This window comes from Sphingomonas sp. NCPPB 2930, from assembly GCF_042867205.1.
Taxonomy (GTDB): domain Bacteria; phylum Pseudomonadota; class Alphaproteobacteria; order Sphingomonadales; family Sphingomonadaceae; genus Sphingomonas.
In genome coordinates this window covers 21,334-37,624 of sequence record NZ_JBHZQU010000019.1, presented here as the reverse complement: position 1 = coordinate 37,624, position 16,291 = coordinate 21,334, and the positions used below count along the sequence as shown (strand labels likewise).

Genomic DNA, 16,291 nt, shown 5'->3' with positions numbered 1-16,291 from the left:
CAGAGGCTGCAAGGATATCGCCTGCCCGTTCTGTGAGGAGCAAGGGGTGGAGCAACATGGCCCGCTCCACCCCCGGTCGATCAGAAGCGCAGGCGCAGGCCCGCCGCGATCGTTTCCTGGTGATCGTCGCGACCGGTCTGCGCGCTGCCGGTCGCATAGAGGTCGATCCCGTTGCGGAAGCGATAGGCGACCCCGCCCGTGGCCGTGCCGACCAGCGGCGCGCGCGCGGCGCCCAGCGCGACCAGACCCAGGCCGCCCCCGGCATAGCCGCCCAGCGCGACCGCGCGGTTGCCCTCGATCTGGTAGCGCGCGCCCAGCGTCACGAACGGGCGGAACGGCGCGTCCGACGCATCGCTGCGCCCGACCGTGATCCCGGCATCGGCAAAGCCCGCGACCAGATCGCGCCGCGCGACGGTGAGCGCGAAGGGGCTGCCCCCCGTCTCGCCCACGCCCGCCCGGCGGGTGCGCAGATAGGTGATCCCGGCGCGCGGGGTCAGCGCCCAGCCCTCCGGCATCTCGGCGGCATAATGGACCGACAGGTCGCTGGTCCATGTGTGCAGGTCATAGCGGCCGAAGCCCGAGGCCGTGCCCGGCAGCGCGCGGGTGGTCCGCGCCTGCGCACCGTCATAGACGATCGACGCGCCGAAGCCGAAGCCGTTCGGCATCGCATAGCGGCCATGCACGCCCGCCACCACGCCATCGGCCCTGGTCGAGGCGGCGAGCGGGGCGATCGACTGACGCGTGTCGAGCCAGCCGCCGAACGCGCCGATCATCCACTGGCGATCGCCGTAACCGACCCCACCCAGGAAGCCATAGCCGCGCGTCTGCGCCGTGCTGGTCCCCTGTGCCCGGTCGGCGCCCAGCGTGTGCCACTGGCCGAGCGTCTGGGCGAAGGTGAAGACGCCGGCATCCTCACGCGTGGTGGCGAAGGCGGGCCCGCGCGCCGCCTGGACCAGCCCCAGCGCATTGTCGACGCCGATCTGCGATGCCGAGGCATAGGCCTCCGGCGTGATCTGCGCGAAGCCACGCGGATTGGACGCGCCCGAGGCGGTCAGCAGCGACGGGAGCGCGGCGAACAGCGTGCTGGTCGCGGGCTGCTTGGCCAGGGTCGCATTGGCATAGTCGATGCTGCGCGCCACCTGCGGGCTGAACCCGGCATCGCCCAGGAACTGGCCGAGCAGCTGGATGCGGTCGGCACGCTGGACGATGAAGCCGAACAGGTCGGCGGGCTTCAGGACATTGGCATAGCTGCCCGAAATCCCGCCGCTGGCGACGATCAGGTCATAGGAGGTGCCGGGGCGCAGCGCGCCGCTGGAGACGATCTGCAACGTCGATCCGCTGCCGATGGTCATCGCGCCGTTGACGATCAGCTTGTCCGACACGGTCGGGGTCAGCTCGAAATAGGACAGCGAGCCGCTGGCCAGCGTGACGTTGCCGTTGACCGTCATCGTGCCCGGCGACGCGCCGGGGCTGAGGATGCCCGCGACCGTCACATTGCCGTTGACCGTCCCCGCCGAACCGAAGGTCGCGCCCTGGCGGACCAGGAACTGCGCGGCGCTCATCGTCGACCCGGCGAAACCGACCAGGCGGCCGCTCGTCATATCGACCGCGCCGAAGGCGGCGTTGCCCGACACGGTGGCATAGCCGCCGGTCATCGCCAGCGCCTCGACATTGGCGACGTTGGTGAAGGCGACCGGCGCGGCAGCGGTGCCGCCCGACAGCGCGATCGTGTCGGTGCCCGCCCCGCCATCGACCGCGCCCGCAAAGGTGCCCGCGATGGTGAAGCGCTGGTTTCCGCCGGTGAAGGCGACTTGGCCCGCGGTCAGGCTGCTGCCCGAGGCGATGGTCAGGTCGGTCGCGGCGTTGACCTGGGCATAGCTTTGCGTGCCCGTCAGGGTCAGCGCGCCGGTCCCTTCGGTCGCCAGCGTCTCGAACCCGGTCAGCGTGCCCGCCGCCAGCATCTGGTTGCCCGCCAGCTCCAGCGTGGCGGTGTCGTTGCCCGCGCCGCCCGCGACGCTGCCGATCAGGACCGAACCCGCCGCCAGACGGAAGCTGTCATTGCCCGCGCCCAGGTCGATGACCCCGGCCAGCGTGCCGCCCTTGGCGACGGTCAGCGCCGTATCGCCGTCACCGAAGCCGAGCGGCGCACCCTGCGACCCCAGCGAACCGGTGACGGTCAGCGCGTTGCCGGTCAGCGACACAGTCTCGAATCCGGTCGCCACCCCGCTCAGCACCACCGGCGCATTGGCGGCGAAGCGCAAGCTGTCGGTGCCCGCGCCGCCATCGTAACGGCCCGCCGCATTGGTCGTGCCCAGCGCCAGCAGGTCGTCGCCCGCGCCTAGCGAAACGCCGGCGATGTCGCCATCGACGCGCAGCTGCTCGGCCGCGTCCGAGCCCGTGACCGATCCGATCCGGTTGCCCGCCAGCGCGACGTTCAGCCCGGTGCCCGCCAGCGCGACCGTGTCGAAGCTCTGGTCGAGCGTCAGCGACAGCGTGCCGGTGCCGGTCACCGCCAGCTGCTGGAAATTGCTGCGCTGGCCGATGCCGCTGCGGTCGCCCGCCAGCAGCACGCCGTAGAGGTTGGTGCCCGTGCCGCCATCGAGAGTGCCCAGGACGCGCGAATTGGGCCCCTCGACGAAGCTGTCATTCCCGCCGCCCAGCGCGACCGAACCGGCGATGGTGCCGGAATTGACGACCGTCTCGTTCGCATCGGTGCCGGTGATGGTGACCGGGCCGGTGCTGGCCAGCGTCTGGCCCGCCGCGACGGTCACCGTTCCGCCCGCGACCCCGATCGTGTCGAAGCGGAAGATACCGGCATATGTGACATTGCCCTGTCCGACCTGGTTGAAGCGCTGGAAATTGACGAACTGGTCGCCATTGACCGTCCCGCCCCCGGTCGCGTCGACGATCAGGCTGTTCGTGCCCGTGCCGCCATCGACCGTCCCGACCAGCGTCGCGCTGGCGCGGTGCAGGAAGGTGTCGTCGCCCGCGCCGAGGAACACATTGCCCTCGATCCGGCCGTAATTCTCGATCCGGTCATTGCCGTCGCCCAGCGCGATCGATCCGAAGATGCTGCCGGTGTTGACGATCCTGTCGTCGGTCGCGCCGATGCTGTGGATCGCGCCCGCCAGATAGGGACTGCCGATCTGGCGCACGAGGGTGTCATTGGCGGCCGGCGTGGTGCCCGCCCCGCCGCGAATCGTCCCGGCATTGGTCAGGTCGAGCGCGGCGCCGTTGGTCCTGACCGCGACGGACAGCGGCCCGGTCGCCTCGATCGTGCCGGTCGCGGCGTTGGTGATCGTGGCGGTCGCGGTGCCGTTGCCGAAGACCGACACGGCCGCGGCGATATAGGTGGTGGGTGCGGTGGGATCCTTCGGGACGCTGGCGCCCGCATAGGGATCGGTGATCGTCACCCCGCCGCCATTGGCGCGGATCGTGCCGCTGTTCGTGATGGCGATGCTCTGCGCGCCGGTGGTGGTGGTGCCGGAGCCGTTGAAACCGGCGCGGACGCCATAGGCCGAGGTTCCGCTGGCGTCGATCGTGCCGCTATTGTCGAGGCGGATCGAACCGCCCGTGCCCCGGTAATCGTCGATCGTCAGCAGGGCGGCCGACCGGCCCTGCCCGGTCGCGGTGATCGATCCGCTGTTGGTGACGGCAATCGCATAGGAGCGCGCGGCGTCCGATACCGGCGTGCCGTAATAGCTGTAGCGGCCCGCATAGGCGTTGACGCCCTGGGTGACCGTGCCGCTGTTGTCGAACTGGATCGACCCGCCCAGATCATTGTTCATCTGAAGCAGGACGCCCGATCGACCCTCGTCGGTGGAGGCGATGGTGCCGCTGTTGGTCAGCGCGATCTTCTGCGGCTGCGGCGCGTCCGGTGGCGTCGTGCCGTAATAGCTATAGTCGCTGGCAAAGGCGTTGAACCCCTGGGCGATCGAACCGCTGTTGGTGGCGGTGATCGCCCCCCCATTGACCGACAGGTTGACACCGCGACGGCTGGCGTCGTTCAGGATGCTGCCCGAATTGGTAAAGCTCAGGTCGCCGACCGCATAGATGGAAACGGCGGTGCGCTTCAGCGCCGCATCGCCGACCGTCCCGCTGTTGGTGAAGCGCGAAACCTGGCCCGAGATGGCGCCCTTGACGACGGCCTGGTTGGTCAGCGCCGCCAGCATGGCCTGCGGCTGCGGCTGGTAGTAGTAATTGGCGTCGCCGATGGTGACGTCGCCATCGACATTGGCGGTGTTGACGATCTGGCCATCGCCCCGGAGGCCGAGCGACGTCAGCGTAGCGTCGGCTCCAATAGTCACGACCGTATCGGCGCCGATCGCCTGGACGTCTTCGCGCTCGAAATTGATGGCGGTCAGCTTGCCCAGTGCTGCGCTCGCCGATTTGGTGAAGGCGTGACGATACGTGTCCGTCCCGCCGCCCCCATCGATTGTCCCGGTCACGCCGGTCTGGCCGTCCGTCTCGACGAACAGGTCATCGCCTTCGCCGAAGCGCAGATTGCCGGTCAGCGTGCCCCCATTACTGGTATAGACCGCGCTGGCGTAGGAACGACCGCCATAGGTGGTGTAGCCCAGATCAACGTCGCCGGTGATCGTACCGGCATTGACGATCTGGCCGCCCGCCACTTGGATCGCAGACCGGCCCGTCGCTCCCGCGATCGTGCCACCGGCCAGATTGCGGATCGTGATGCCGTAACCGGAATTATAGCTCTGGGCGATCGCGACGCCGCCCGTACTGGCGATCCGACCACTATTCTCGATCACCGTGGCATAGCCGCTGTAATCGAGCAGGACGGCCGAGCCGCCCACCTCGATCGTGCCGCTGTTGGCCAGCGTGCCGATACCGGTGACGCCGGTTGCCGCGCGGCCATTCGTGGCCTGGACGATGCGCCCGCTGTTCGTAAGGCTCTGCACGCCCTGGGCACCGACCGCGCCATCGAGCGTGATCGTGCCCTGGTTGGTCACGGTCTTGCCGCCCGAGATCGCCACGATCGGGTTATAGCCGTTGATGGCCCGCCCGCTGGCCGCGATGGTGCCGATATTGGTGAAGATATCGGTGCTGCCGAGCAGGACGACCCCGCCCAGATAGAGATTGGTGTTGGCCGGGACCAGCGACAATGTGCCGCGGCTGATGATGGTCAGGGCGTTGGCGGCATAGCTCTCGCCAGGTGCCGTCGTGCGCGAGAGGGTGGAGATCGCCGCCCCCATGGTGGTGGCGATATCGGCGGTGACGTCCACCGTTCCCTGCCCGGCCAGGGTCAGCGCCCGACCCGAAGCTGTGCCGGTCAGGGTCAGCGTTGCCTTGTCGAACAGCTCATAGCCGATCTTGGCGAATGTGGTGGAGGTCGGCAGCGTCGTGCTCGTGTCGTTGCGAACACGCAGGCGCAACCCCGCCCCCGAACCCGACACCGTGCCGTTGATCCCCGCAAAGCGGTCGCCGCTGGTTCCCGCCAGTTCGGCGACCAGCAGGTCGCTGCTCGACAGCGTCAGATCGCCGTTCAGGATACCGCCGGGCAGCGCGTAATAGATGTTGTTGCCGTAGAAATAGTCCGACGACGTCCCGAAGGTCACGCTGCCGTTGATCGTACCCGCATTGGCGATCTCGGCGCTGAACACGGTGAAATTGCCGTTCGGCCCGATACCGCGCGTGCCCCCGGTGACGACGCCGCCCGCCTGGTTGTTGAGCCGACCATAGGCATTGATGAACAGACCGGTCCCGGTCGCGGTGATCGTGCCACTGTTGTTCAGGCTGCTCGACAGCTGGACCCCGGCGGTCGAGCCCTCGATCCGGCCGCTATTGGTCTGGGTGGCCCCCGACGACGCCGACAATATCGCAGCGATCCCGCCGGTCGAGCGGATCGTGCCCGAATTGGTGAAGCTTCCGATCAGCGACACGGCGGTCCCGCCTGCCGTGATCGTACCCGAATTGACGACCGTACCTTGCGAGGTGAACGAGAGGCCGCCCATGCTCGCGGTGATCGTGCCGCTATTCTCGAAGCTTTTCACCGAACCCAGCGATACGGCAAAGCTGTCGACCTGCGATCCCGTGCCGCTGATGCTACCGGCATTCTTCACGATGGCCGCGCTGTACGAGGCATATTCGTCGGCAAGGACCGTACCGCTGCCGCTGAGCGCGGTATTGTTGACCAGCGTGCCGTCGCCGCCCACGCGCAAGGTCCCCGTCGTTGCAAAGCCGCCTGCCAGCGTGGCGGTCATCTTCGCATCGGTAACCAGGGTCAGCTGTTCGAAATTGGTCGGAAGTGTCAGCGCGGAGGACAGGCTGGTGTCGCTCGTCAGGCGAACGCGCAGCGTGTCCGTGCCCGCCCCACCGTCGATAGCGCCGCTGATTCCGGTACGGATCGCGCCGTTCGCATAGCCGACGGTCAGCGTGTCGTTGCCAGAGCCCAGACGCAGATCGCCCGTGATCGTGCCGAGCATGTTGTCGACTGTGCTGGCATCATAGCCATATTGGTTGGCGGTCGTCGTGATGCCACCGACGATCGTGCCGCTATTGACCAGATTGACCCCGCCACTACCCTGGATGGCGATGGTGCCGGCGGTGGTGATCTGACCGCCGGCCTGGTTGACGAGCGACACGCCGATGCCGGTGATGGCCGCGCCCGTGCCCATATTGGCGATCGTGCCGCTGTTGGTCAGCGTCGAGGTACGGACATTGGCCAGCGTCGCAGTGGTGCTGGCGCTGCGGATCGCGCCACTGTTGGTCCAGTTGAAACCATAGACTACAGAACTGTAGGTCGCGCCCACATCGATCGCGCTGCGGCTGCCGCCATCGATGGTGCCGGCATTGGTCAGCGTGCCGACGGGGCCGCTGATCGCGCCGATCGTGCCGCCTGCGCGGTTGGTGATCGTCTGGAAGCCCGCATAGGTCGGGTTGCTCGACAGCAGCGCATAGCCGTCCGAGCCGGTCCCCGTGCCGCTGATCGTGCCGCTATTGTCGATCGACGCGGTCGTGCTGCCATAGCCGTTGCCGGTCTGGCCGATGACGATGCCGTTCGCGCCGCTGATGCTGCCGCCTGCGCGCACCGTCACCGACAGCTGGCCGCTGGAATAGCTGTTGGCGGTGGTCTGGCGGACGAACTGCACGCCGGTCTGGCTTGCGCCATCGACCCGGCCGCCCACGGTCAGCACCCCATAGGGATAGCTGGTGGCCGAGGTCGGGATCGCAAAGGCGATGGCGGGTGCGCCGCTGTTCGTCACCGTCGCCCCGGTCGCCACATCGACCGTGGTGCCCGAGGTCGTGACGGTCAGGCCGTTGCTGTCGGTGCCGCTGCACGTCGTGGTGGTGTTGGCCTGGGTCGGATCGGGGGTGCATTGGGCAAAGGCCGGGCCCGCCACCATCACCGCAAGCAGAATGGCACTCGATTCCAGAGCGCGCGCCTTCACCTGCCGAGCGCGCGACATTGCCTTCACCATTTTTCGAAACCCCCAATTGTCGGACGATTCCTATGATGAAGTCGGCGTCATGTCACGTGAATTCATGACATAATCGTCATGACGAAATAAAGTCATTGCTCTTTTCTTGGCACGACCGGAGTTACCGAATTTCCATCATTGACGGTTCGGGGGTCGAAAAGGATCGGGCGATCCGATCACTTGCGCGGCCAGTTGCCGGTCGACGGCACCGAAGCAAATCGGCGCCGCTCAGGGATGCGGCGTCAGTACATGGTCCGGATCGAGCAGTTCCAGCGCCGCGCCCTCCCTCGATTCGCCCTCCCCCATTTCATCCGCACGGTGCCAGCGCCACAGGACCAGCGCGGTGCCGCCCGGATTTTGCGCGGAGGGGACCAGCGCGCCCTCCGCGCCGCGCGCGATCAGCGCCTGCGCCAGCGCCCAGCTCGGCGGGATGCCGCCTTCGATCCCGGCGATGGCCTTCCAGGGTGCGGCCAGGGCCTGGGCGATCCGTTCGTCGGCCGCGCGGCCCCGTCCGTCGGTCAGGTCGGCGATCGCGGTCGCGTCCAGGCGATAGGGGGCGAGGCCTGCGAGCGAGGCGATCTTGCGACGACAGAGCGTGCCGAGTTCGGGAAGTTCGCCGAGCAGGTGGCGAGGACGGTGGGCCCGATGCCGGGAACGGCCGTTAGCAGCCGGGCCTGTTCGGACAGGGCGTGATCTTGGGCGATGATGCCTGCGATCTGTCGGTCGAGCTCGGCAATCTGCTGGCCGAGCAGGTCGATCATGGCCTCGATGGCTTGCGCGATATCGGGCTGACCTGCGCTGTGGCGATGCAGCTTTTCGGCTTTTCGCATGTCGACCAACTGCCTGCGACGGCGCAGGAAATCGGCTAGGCGGGAACGCGTCGGGCTGAGCGGGATGGTAGCCAGCAGGTCGAGCGCCGCGCCCATCTGCGCGAGCACCCGGGCATCGACGTAGTCGGTCTTGGCGAGCGTGCCGGTGGCTCTGGCGAACTCGCGCGCCTGACGCGGATTGACGCGCGAGAAAGGATGGCTGCGGGTCGCCAGCGCGGCGATCAGGTCGCCGTCGCAGCCGCTGGTGGCCTCGAAGACGAGGCGAATGTCGTGGTCGAGTGTGTCGAGCCAGGCGTCGATGGCATCCGGTGTATTGGCGATCTGCCCGATCCGGCCGGATGGCAGCTCGCAAATGTCGATGACGGCACGTGAAAGGTCGCAGCCGATGACGGCTTGTGGCATGGTATAGGCTCCTGTCCATGTCGTGCGGGATCAGCAGTCCCAAGCAAACTGTTCAGGGTTGTGACCAACGCGGAAGGGACCCTTGCTCCCTATCGGGCTCCAGACCTTCGGGGGGGGACGGGCTCCCTTCCGCAACACCGTCAGACCAGCATCACATCAGACAAGGGGGGGCATTGCCTTTTGGAAGGCTCGCTGCCCGCTCAAGCAAAAAGATCGCGAATGGCACTGGACCGGAACCAGTTCCGCAACCGGCGCCTGCGATGCTCCCCCGCATCATGGCGCATGTGGCAGGCCTGGCACAGCGCGGCGAGATTACGCGGTCGGTTGTCGCCAGGGTCGTGGTTCAGGTGCGCGCTGGCCAGGATCACGCGGGTTCGGCGGAACGGCAGGGGCGGGGCGATGCCTGCCAGGCCCGGTTGCGCGTGGATCATGGCGGTGGGGCTGGGCAGCGCCTTGACCCCCCTGCCCCGGCCGTCGCGCCAGCGGGCCCGGGTGTCGTCCCACCAGGTTCCGTCGCCCAGATGCACGATCTCGCGTCCGTGCGGCCGCCCGCAATGCTCGCACCGCCCCTTGGCGCGGTCGAAGCGGATCAGCGCGGACAGCTCGCGCCAGTCGATCGGGTAGAGCCAGCGATGTTCGCGCGCGATCGGCATGGCCCTTTGTGAATCGATAGGGGGCAAACCCAAAGCGAAAAGGCGACTGATTCAGAAAACTCATCAAGCTCTTCAAAAAAGCTCAAAAAACATATCCGGAAGGGTTAGAGCGTTAGAAGGGATTTAAAGGGTTAAGCCGTGTTTTCCACAGGCTAAAATGCCGGATTCACTCGCTTTTTCGGGACCCTCGCGTTCCCGACATATCGAGTGTCCGTTCCCGGAATATCGTGATGAGCGTTCCCGATGTATCGCCCGACCGTTCCGGGAGTATCGTTGCCCGTTCCCGATATATCGAAAAGGCGGGACGGACGCCGTCGGAGCGGGTCGGATTGAATCAGTTTTCGACCGATCCCGCATGGTGAGGTTCAAAGTGGCGACCCGCCGGGACACGCGATCGTAGCGACGATCGAACACGCGATATTTCGGGAACGCGTTTTCGCTGCGCATCCCTCCTGCGCCGCAATTCCAGCGGCTGAAATGGCGGGAAGGGAGCGCCATTGCCGCGCCCCCCTCCCCTTTCGTCAGCGAAGCAGGTGCCGGTTTTTGGCGTCGAAACGGCGCACATAGCCGATAAAGGCGTTCTGATAGCTGACCGGCGTGCGGGCCGGATCGCCCTCGACCCAGGCTTTGAATTCGGCGTGCAGCGTCTGATAGTCCCAGCCCGGACATTCGGATCTTAGCAGGGCCAGGGTCGCGTCGGTGATCTCTCCGAAGGTCGAGCGGGTCGACAGGCTCTTGACGCTGCGACGGATCAGCCCGCTGGCATCCATGTCCTGGTCAGAGGGGGGCGGCGGAGTGTCCTCCGGCGTCGGTGGCTTGGGTGCTGGCGCGGCAGCGCCCCTGGACCTTTTCGGGGGCGCAGGGACGGCTGGGCCAGCCCCCTCCCCTTCCGCCCGTCGACGCATCCTGAGGCTCGGCTCGCGCTTGCCCTCCGCCTGTTCGAGCGTCAGGGCATAGCCCGGCAGCTCGTTGCGCTCGGCGATCTTGGCGATCTCGAACTTGAAGCGGCGATACTGGCCCTCGGCCCCCGATTTCTCAAACAGGGTCGGCATGGAGATGGCGAAGCCCCCCTCCCCTGCCCCGCCGGCATGTTTGCGCGCGACCTTGTACAGCCAGCGTTCGCGGCCGCCCGAAATGTCGAAATAGGCGCGGTCGATCGACAGCACGCCGCCCGTCATCATCACGCCTTCATAGAACCAGCTCGACAGCTCGATCGTCATGCCGCGCGAGCGTTCGGTCTTTTCGTCGACCAATTGCGTCCAGCCGTCGAGCCAGCTGAACGTCGCCTCGCGCCTATTCTCGGCGCGGATATTGGTCTTGACCGTGGTCGACACCAGCCGGTCGAGCGCCTGGCCGAGCAGCTCGTAAGCACGCCCCGTCGGCTGGCGCCCGATCGCGCGCAGCAGGTCATAGGGCATCAGGTGCAGCTTGCGCGGCACGTCGTTGATCCCCCGCCTGGCCATGTCGGCCAGCATCGAGGCGCAATAGATCAGGATGTCGGCATCCCAGATCGTCGCCATGCCATAATCGGGATTGCCCGAGACATGGACCCACAGCTTGCCGTCGGGCGAGCGATAGTCGATCGGCTTGACCCGTTTCGACTTGGCCAGGCTAAAGAACGGCCGCTCCATCATCTCGCGCTGGTCGCGCAGCGGCAGGTCGGCGAGATAGGGCAGGAACAGCTCGAACTGTTCGGCCGATCCGTCCTTGGGCTTGCTGCTCATGCGTCATGACCCCGGCGCATGTTTCCCCGGGGAAACATGCAAGATGGGCGGGCAAGCGTGTTTCCCCGGGGAAACATCAGGGTTGGAGCCCCCTGCCCGTCTGCTCGAGATGCGCCAGAGCGCCGCGCAGCGCCGTCACGATTTCCTCGACATCCGCGCCCGATCCGGCATGAAGCCGCACCGTCACGCCCTGGCGATTGGCCGACTGGACCGACAGCACGGGGCGGCCATAGCGGTTGTGATAGCTGTAGCGCTCCGGCTCGCCATCCTCGCCCAGCATCATCTTGCGCGCGGTCAGCAGGCGGTGGAGCACCTCGCTGGCCGGGATGGGCGGCTGCCCCGCCTCGCGCCGCTCGGCCTGTTGGCGCGTGATATACTGGGCCACGCTCATGATGGCCGACGCCTCGCTTTTGTCCTGCACCGCCTGCGCCAGCGCATAGCCGGGCTTCAGCTGCACCTCATGCGGCGAGGCGAAGGCGGCGACCACTTCGTCGGGCAGCGCGGCGACCTTCAGCATCTTGGACAGCCATCCCTTGGACAGCTTCAGCCGCTCGGCCATGCGGGTCTGGTGATTGCCATAATGGGTGGTCAGCGCGGCCAGATAGTTGCGCGCCCGCTCATAGTCCGAGACATCGGCGCGCGCGCGGTTCTCCAGATCGGCGAGGCGGAACGCGGCCTCGTCGTCCAGCTGCGCGACCTGCGCCACGAAGACCATGTCGGGATAGCTGTTCGCGCGCAGCCAGCTGATCGACCAGTGGCGCCGCGTGCCCGCGATCACCTCGTAATCATGATCGGGATCGCCCTCGATCCGGCGGACCACGGCGGGGACCTTCTGCCCCCCTTCGGCGATGATCGAGTCGATCAGCTCGCGGCAATGCGCCTCGGTCAGCAGGTCGTAGTTGCGGGCATTGCCCGACCAGATCTTCACCCGTGCCGGGTCGAGCAGCAGCTGCGTGACCTGTCGCACCTCGCCGCTGGCGACGCGGGCGAGCGCGGACTCGCGGCCGAGCAGGGTCGTGCCCCGGCTGCGTTCCGCCACGACCTCGCGGGCCGGGGTGGGGGAGGGGGCGTCGCCCTCTTCCTCCGCCAGCAGGGCCGCCAGATAATCGGATTGTTTACGCGCCATCTTATGCCTCCCGCCAGGAACATAGGCAGAACATTGTCGTGTAGGAAAGGGGAAGCCGATCAAGCCGCGGCATGGATCACCGCCTCTTCACTCAGCGGTTCGACCCGGCCCCAGCTCTGGCGGACCAGCTGCTCGACCTGGCGCATCGCCTCGTCCAGATTGGCGCGGCAGCGCTTGTGCGTCTTGGGCGTGCCGATCGGTTTTTCGAGCTCATAGACGGTCATCATCCGCATCGCGGCATGGCTGATCTCGGCCGATTCCAGGATGGGGACGGGCAGGAGCGCGGGGCCGAAGCTCTGCTCCATGATCGCGCGGACCATGGCGTGGCTGGGGTCGTTGCCGTCGAACTTGGAACAGATCAGGCGGACGAACTGATAATCGACCTCGATGCCCGCCCCGGTCAGCTGGTTGAGCACCTGATCCATCATCGACAGGAACTGGACGGTCGAACAGAAATCGGGCGTGGTCGCGGCCATCGGCACCAGCAGCGCATTGGCCGCCTGCATCACCGCCAGGCTGATCGTGCCCAGGGCAGGGGGCGGATCGAGCAGCACGACGTCGTAATTGCGGGCGAGATCGGCCAGGCCCCGCTTCAGCTTGCGGAACCGCGCGGCCAGCACCGATCCGCCGTCGGACCCGGCTGCGGCCAGCTCATATTCCACGTCGAACAGCTCGAGGTTCGACGGAATCAGGTCGACATTGGGCCAGGGCGTCGGCTTGACCGCATAGGCCAGGTCGGTCTGGGTCGGGTCGATCGACAGATAGGGGTAGAGCGTCTCTTCGCGCGTGACGTTGAAATGCGGGTTGAAGCCGAACAAAGTCGTCGTCGTCGCCTGGCTGTCGCAATCGACGACCAGCACGCGGTAGCCCTGCACCGCGAAATAATGGGCGAGATGGGTGGTGACGGTCGACTTGCCGACGCCGCCCTTGAAGTTCTGGACCGCGATGATCGCGGGGATGTCGAGCGGCGCGCGCGCCGGGGAGGCGCCCAGCACCTCGCGCATGTGGAGCAGTTCCTCGACCGTATAGCCCTGGCGTCGGCCATTGTCGGTGGTCGGGGCAGGGGGGAGGCGGCCATCCTCCTCGGCCATGCGGATGCGGTTGGTCGAACAGCCGAGCAGCTGCGCGGCCTCGGCGATGCCGAAGCGGACATGCAGGCCTTTGCGGCTTTCGGGCAGGAACGCCTTGCGCCGCAACCGCTCGATCATCCGCTCGCCCGCGCTGGCCAGATCTCCGATCTGGGACAGCATTGCATGATCTTCCGCCACTCGCGCACCCCTTGAAGCTTTTGGGGTTGGTTAATGGCAAAGTTCATTCAAATGGGCAAGATGGGGGGAAGGGAGGAGGCATGTTTCCCCGGGGAAACTTCTATTCCTCCCCTGCAAGGGGAGGTGGCGCGCAGAGCGCGTCGGAGGGGTGTCCCCCTCTCGATAGCGCGACACCCCTCCGTCAGCGCTGCGCGCTGCCACCTCCCCTTGCAGGGGAGGAATCTACTTGGCCACCACCATCCACACCGCCATCCCGATCATCATCAGATTCTCGGTCAGCGACAGGAAGCCCAGCGGCACGTTGCTCGATCCGCCGACACAGGCGCATTTGAGTTCGCGCCGGTCGATATAGACCGCCTTCACCACCGACACCGCGCCGATGCCCCCGATGAACAGCGCGATCGGGACGGACAGCCAGGTCAGCACGCTCGCGATCATCAGCACCCCGGCCAGCCCCTCGGCAAAGGGGTAGATATAGGAATAGGGGACCCAGCGCTTGGCGAGCAGATCGTAATTCAGGAACATGGTCGCGAAGCTCTCGACATTCTGGAGCTTCAGAAGCGCGAGCACCGCCATGCTGAACGCGATGAACCATTCGGCCGCGCGGGTCGTGAAGGGGGTGGCATAGACCGCCTGCGATGTGGCCAGCGCCATCAGCGCGGTCATCGCGAAGAGCGCGGCGACCGGGCGATAGCTGGTCGCCTTGGGATCGGCGACCCGCTTGCCGAAGAAGCGGCGCAGATCGTCATAGCCGCCCACCCGCTCGCCCCCGACGAAGATTTGCGGGGTGGTCTTCACGCCATGCTCGGCCTTGAAGGCGTCGGTCTCCTCGCGGGTGCGCAGCCAGTGATCCTCGACCTCGTAACCCTGTCGGCGCAGCAGGTCCTTCGCCTTCAGGCCATAGGGGCAGCTGTGGGTCGGCATCACCATGCGGTAGAGAATGGCTTTGCGGGTGGCGGTCATGGTCCTTCTCCGACTGGGGTCCATGCGCCATATGGCATCCGTACCATGGTACGGAGTCAAGACGTGTCGGAATGGACCATCGCCGGATTGGCGCGCGAAGGCGGGGTGGGGGTGGAGACGATCCGCTATTACCAGCGGCGCGGGCTGCTCGACACGCCCGAACGCCCCGCCGGGGCGAGCGCGGGGGGGCGGGTCCGGCGCTATGGCGCGGAGGATCTGGGGCGGCTGCGCTTCATCCGCTCGGGCCAGGCGGCGGGCTTCACGCTGGAGCAGATCGGCGAACTGCTGGCGCTCGACGCGACCGACGACCGGGCGCGGGTGCGCCAGCTCGCGCGCGAGCGGATCGTCGCGCTGGATGCGCAGATCGCGGCGCTCGAACAGGCGCGCGCCTCGCTCCACGCGCTGGCCGAGCGATGCGCGGGCGAGGGGGCGGGGCCGTGCCCCATCCTCCGGTCGTTCGAGGGGGCATGACATTCCGCGTCACATTTAATCTATATTGATGGTTAATGGCGCAGGGCCGCCCCGCTCCCCCCGCCATGAGTTGATCCGTGACCGATACGCCCTTTCCGAGCCGACGCCGTTTCCTGACCGGCACCGCCTGTACGATCGCATTGCCGCTGATCCCCGGTTGCGCCGACGACAAGGCGCCGTCGGACCTGATCATCCCGACCCCCACCCCGACCCCGCAACCCAGCCCGACGCCCACGCCGACTCCCACGCCGACACCGGCCCCCACGCGGCCGACCACGCTGGCGGCCGACCGGCTGACCATCGCCTTCGCCGGGTCGAGCAGCAGCGCGCAATATCTGTCCAACTATGACGGCCCGGCGACCAGTTCGGCGGTCGTGTCGACCGGCGACGGGATCAGCTTCGCGCCGCTCGGCCGGGGGGCGTTCGGCAAGACGGCGGGGCTGGCGATCAACGCGGCGACCGGGCGGACGGTGCGCTATGTCCGTGGCGGGGTGGGCAGCACGACGCTGATCCAATGGGCCGCGTCCCACTCCACGATGCGTGCCGACCTGGTCCGGGCGATCGTCGCGGCGGGCGGGGTCGATGCGGTGCTGTTGCAGGTCGGGCGCAACGACGTCGCGGACCGGCTGATCGGCGATCTCGCCACCCAGCTGGGGCTGATCCGCACGCTGATCGCCGCGCTGCGCAGCGAGACGCGGCTGCCCGACCTGACCGTCTTCATCGGCGGGTCGCAGAATATCGGGGGCAGCGACGCTGGCCTGCACCGGATGCAGGCGATCCAGCGCCAGGCCGAGATGACCGTCGCGCTGGGCGATCCCCATGTCCGCTACGGCTTCACCACCTATGACCTGCCGGTGATCGACGGCATCCACCAGAGCGAACAGGGGCAGGTCCGGTCGGGCCAGCGCTTCGCCGCGCAGGTCATGGCCTGGTTGCAGGGGCAGCCGGGCCCGCGCGGGCCGCGCCTGGCCTCGGTCCGCGCGGTCGGGGCGAGCCAGACCGAGGTGACGCTGGCGCTGGCGGACGGCGTCGACTTCACCCCGACCAGCGCGATCCTGGGCTTTCAGGTTACGGACAACGGACAGGCCGTGCCGATCACCGCTGCGGTGCGGACCAGCCGGACGACGATCCTGCTGTCGCATGGCGCGATCGGGACCGGGGCGCGCGGCGTCTCCTATGGCCTGGCCACCGATCCCGACGATCTGAACGGGGTGCATGACGGCAGCGCCGACCGGCTGCCGATGGAGCCGTCATTGGGGATCGTCGCCGTCACCGGCTGACGAACCGGGCGCGGTCGGCCATCCCGCCCCGGCACAGCGCCCCGAAGCCGTCCCCTTGTCCCCGGCGCCCCCGTCATCCTAAGCCGGATCGCCGTTCCGATCCGCGGCCGCCCTCGCCTGTCCCGTGGGGGAGGC

At 67.4% G+C, this 16,291-nt stretch carries 9 protein-coding genes; 2 read left to right on the top strand and 7 right to left on the bottom strand.

All coding sequences use genetic code 11. The features are described from left to right. Positions 1 to 80 precede the first annotated feature (80 nt). The 7 genes from ACFX59_RS16410 to ACFX59_RS16380 all read right to left on the bottom strand — a co-directional run bounded on the left by ACFX59_RS16410 (position 81) and on the right by ACFX59_RS16380 (position 14,405). Entirely contained in the window at positions 81 to 7,427 is a 7,347-nt protein-coding gene (locus ACFX59_RS16410) for an autotransporter outer membrane beta-barrel domain-containing protein (protein WP_387433770.1), read from the bottom strand. Between the two features lie 530 nt (positions 7,428 to 7,957). After that, positions 7,958 to 8,671 carry a transposase gene (locus tag ACFX59_RS16405; protein WP_387433768.1) on the bottom strand — a complete coding sequence of 238 codons (714 nt, stop codon included), beginning with the start codon at positions 8,669 to 8,671 and terminating at the stop codon, positions 7,958 to 7,960. A gap of 200 nt (positions 8,672 to 8,871) precedes the next feature. Next, positions 8,872 to 9,324 carry a hypothetical protein gene (locus ACFX59_RS16400; protein WP_387433766.1) on the bottom strand — a complete coding sequence of 151 codons (453 nt, stop codon included), beginning with the start codon at positions 9,322 to 9,324 and terminating at the stop codon, positions 8,872 to 8,874. Between the two features lie 521 nt (positions 9,325 to 9,845). Beyond that, on the bottom strand, positions 9,846 to 11,048 hold the full coding sequence (locus ACFX59_RS16395; RefSeq protein ID WP_387433763.1) for a replication initiator protein A: 1,203 nt from the start codon (positions 11,046 to 11,048) through the stop codon (positions 9,846 to 9,848). A gap of 76 nt (positions 11,049 to 11,124) precedes the next feature. Beyond that, entirely contained in the window at positions 11,125 to 12,174 is a 1,050-nt protein-coding gene (locus ACFX59_RS16390; protein WP_387433761.1) for a ParB/RepB/Spo0J family partition protein, read from the bottom strand. A gap of 59 nt (positions 12,175 to 12,233) precedes the next feature. Continuing rightward, on the bottom strand, positions 12,234 to 13,424 hold the full coding sequence (locus tag ACFX59_RS16385) for an AAA family ATPase (RefSeq protein ID WP_056434743.1): 1,191 nt from the start codon (positions 13,422 to 13,424) through the stop codon (positions 12,234 to 12,236). A 240-nt stretch (positions 13,425 to 13,664) separates the two neighbouring features. Continuing rightward, positions 13,665 to 14,405 carry a MauE/DoxX family redox-associated membrane protein gene (locus ACFX59_RS16380; RefSeq protein ID WP_387433756.1) on the bottom strand — a complete coding sequence of 247 codons (741 nt, stop codon included), beginning with the start codon at positions 14,403 to 14,405 and terminating at the stop codon, positions 13,665 to 13,667. Between the two features lie 45 nt (positions 14,406 to 14,450). Here ACFX59_RS16380 and ACFX59_RS16375 point away from each other — a divergent pair, with 45 nt between their 5' ends. Further along, positions 14,451 to 14,876, top strand: a complete 426-nt coding sequence (locus ACFX59_RS16375; protein ID WP_279333555.1) for a MerR family DNA-binding protein — start codon at positions 14,451 to 14,453, stop codon at positions 14,874 to 14,876. Positions 14,877 to 14,953: 77 nt separating this feature from the next. Further along, positions 14,954 to 16,156 (top strand): sialate O-acetylesterase, encoded by a 1,203-nt coding sequence (locus ACFX59_RS16370; RefSeq protein WP_387433754.1) that lies wholly within the window; start codon positions 14,954 to 14,956, stop codon positions 16,154 to 16,156. The last annotated feature ends 135 nt before the right edge of the window (positions 16,157 to 16,291 follow it).

What these genes read in the sequence shown, in the direction of transcription:
- ACFX59_RS16400 (WP_387433766.1), bottom strand. Translation starts at nt 9,324, where the DNA reads ATGCCGATCGCGCGCGAACATCGCTGGCTCTACCCGATCGACTGGCGC.
- ACFX59_RS16395 (WP_387433763.1), bottom strand. Translation starts at nt 11,048, where the DNA reads ATGAGCAGCAAGCCCAAGGACGGATCGGCCGAACAGTTCGAGCTGTTC.
- ACFX59_RS16410 (WP_387433770.1), bottom strand. Translation starts at nt 7,427, where the DNA reads ATGTCGCGCGCTCGGCAGGTGAAGGCGCGCGCTCTGGAATCGAGTGCC.
- ACFX59_RS16385 (WP_056434743.1), bottom strand. Translation starts at nt 13,424, where the DNA reads ATGCTGTCCCAGATCGGAGATCTGGCCAGCGCGGGCGAGCGGATGATC.
- ACFX59_RS16375 (WP_279333555.1), top strand. Translation starts at nt 14,451, where the DNA reads ATGGTACGGAGTCAAGACGTGTCGGAATGGACCATCGCCGGATTGGCG.
- ACFX59_RS16405 (WP_387433768.1), bottom strand. Translation starts at nt 8,671, where the DNA reads ATGCCACAAGCCGTCATCGGCTGCGACCTTTCACGTGCCGTCATCGAC.
- ACFX59_RS16390 (WP_387433761.1), bottom strand. Translation starts at nt 12,174, where the DNA reads ATGGCGCGTAAACAATCCGATTATCTGGCGGCCCTGCTGGCGGAGGAA.
- ACFX59_RS16380 (WP_387433756.1), bottom strand. Translation starts at nt 14,405, where the DNA reads ATGACCGCCACCCGCAAAGCCATTCTCTACCGCATGGTGATGCCGACC.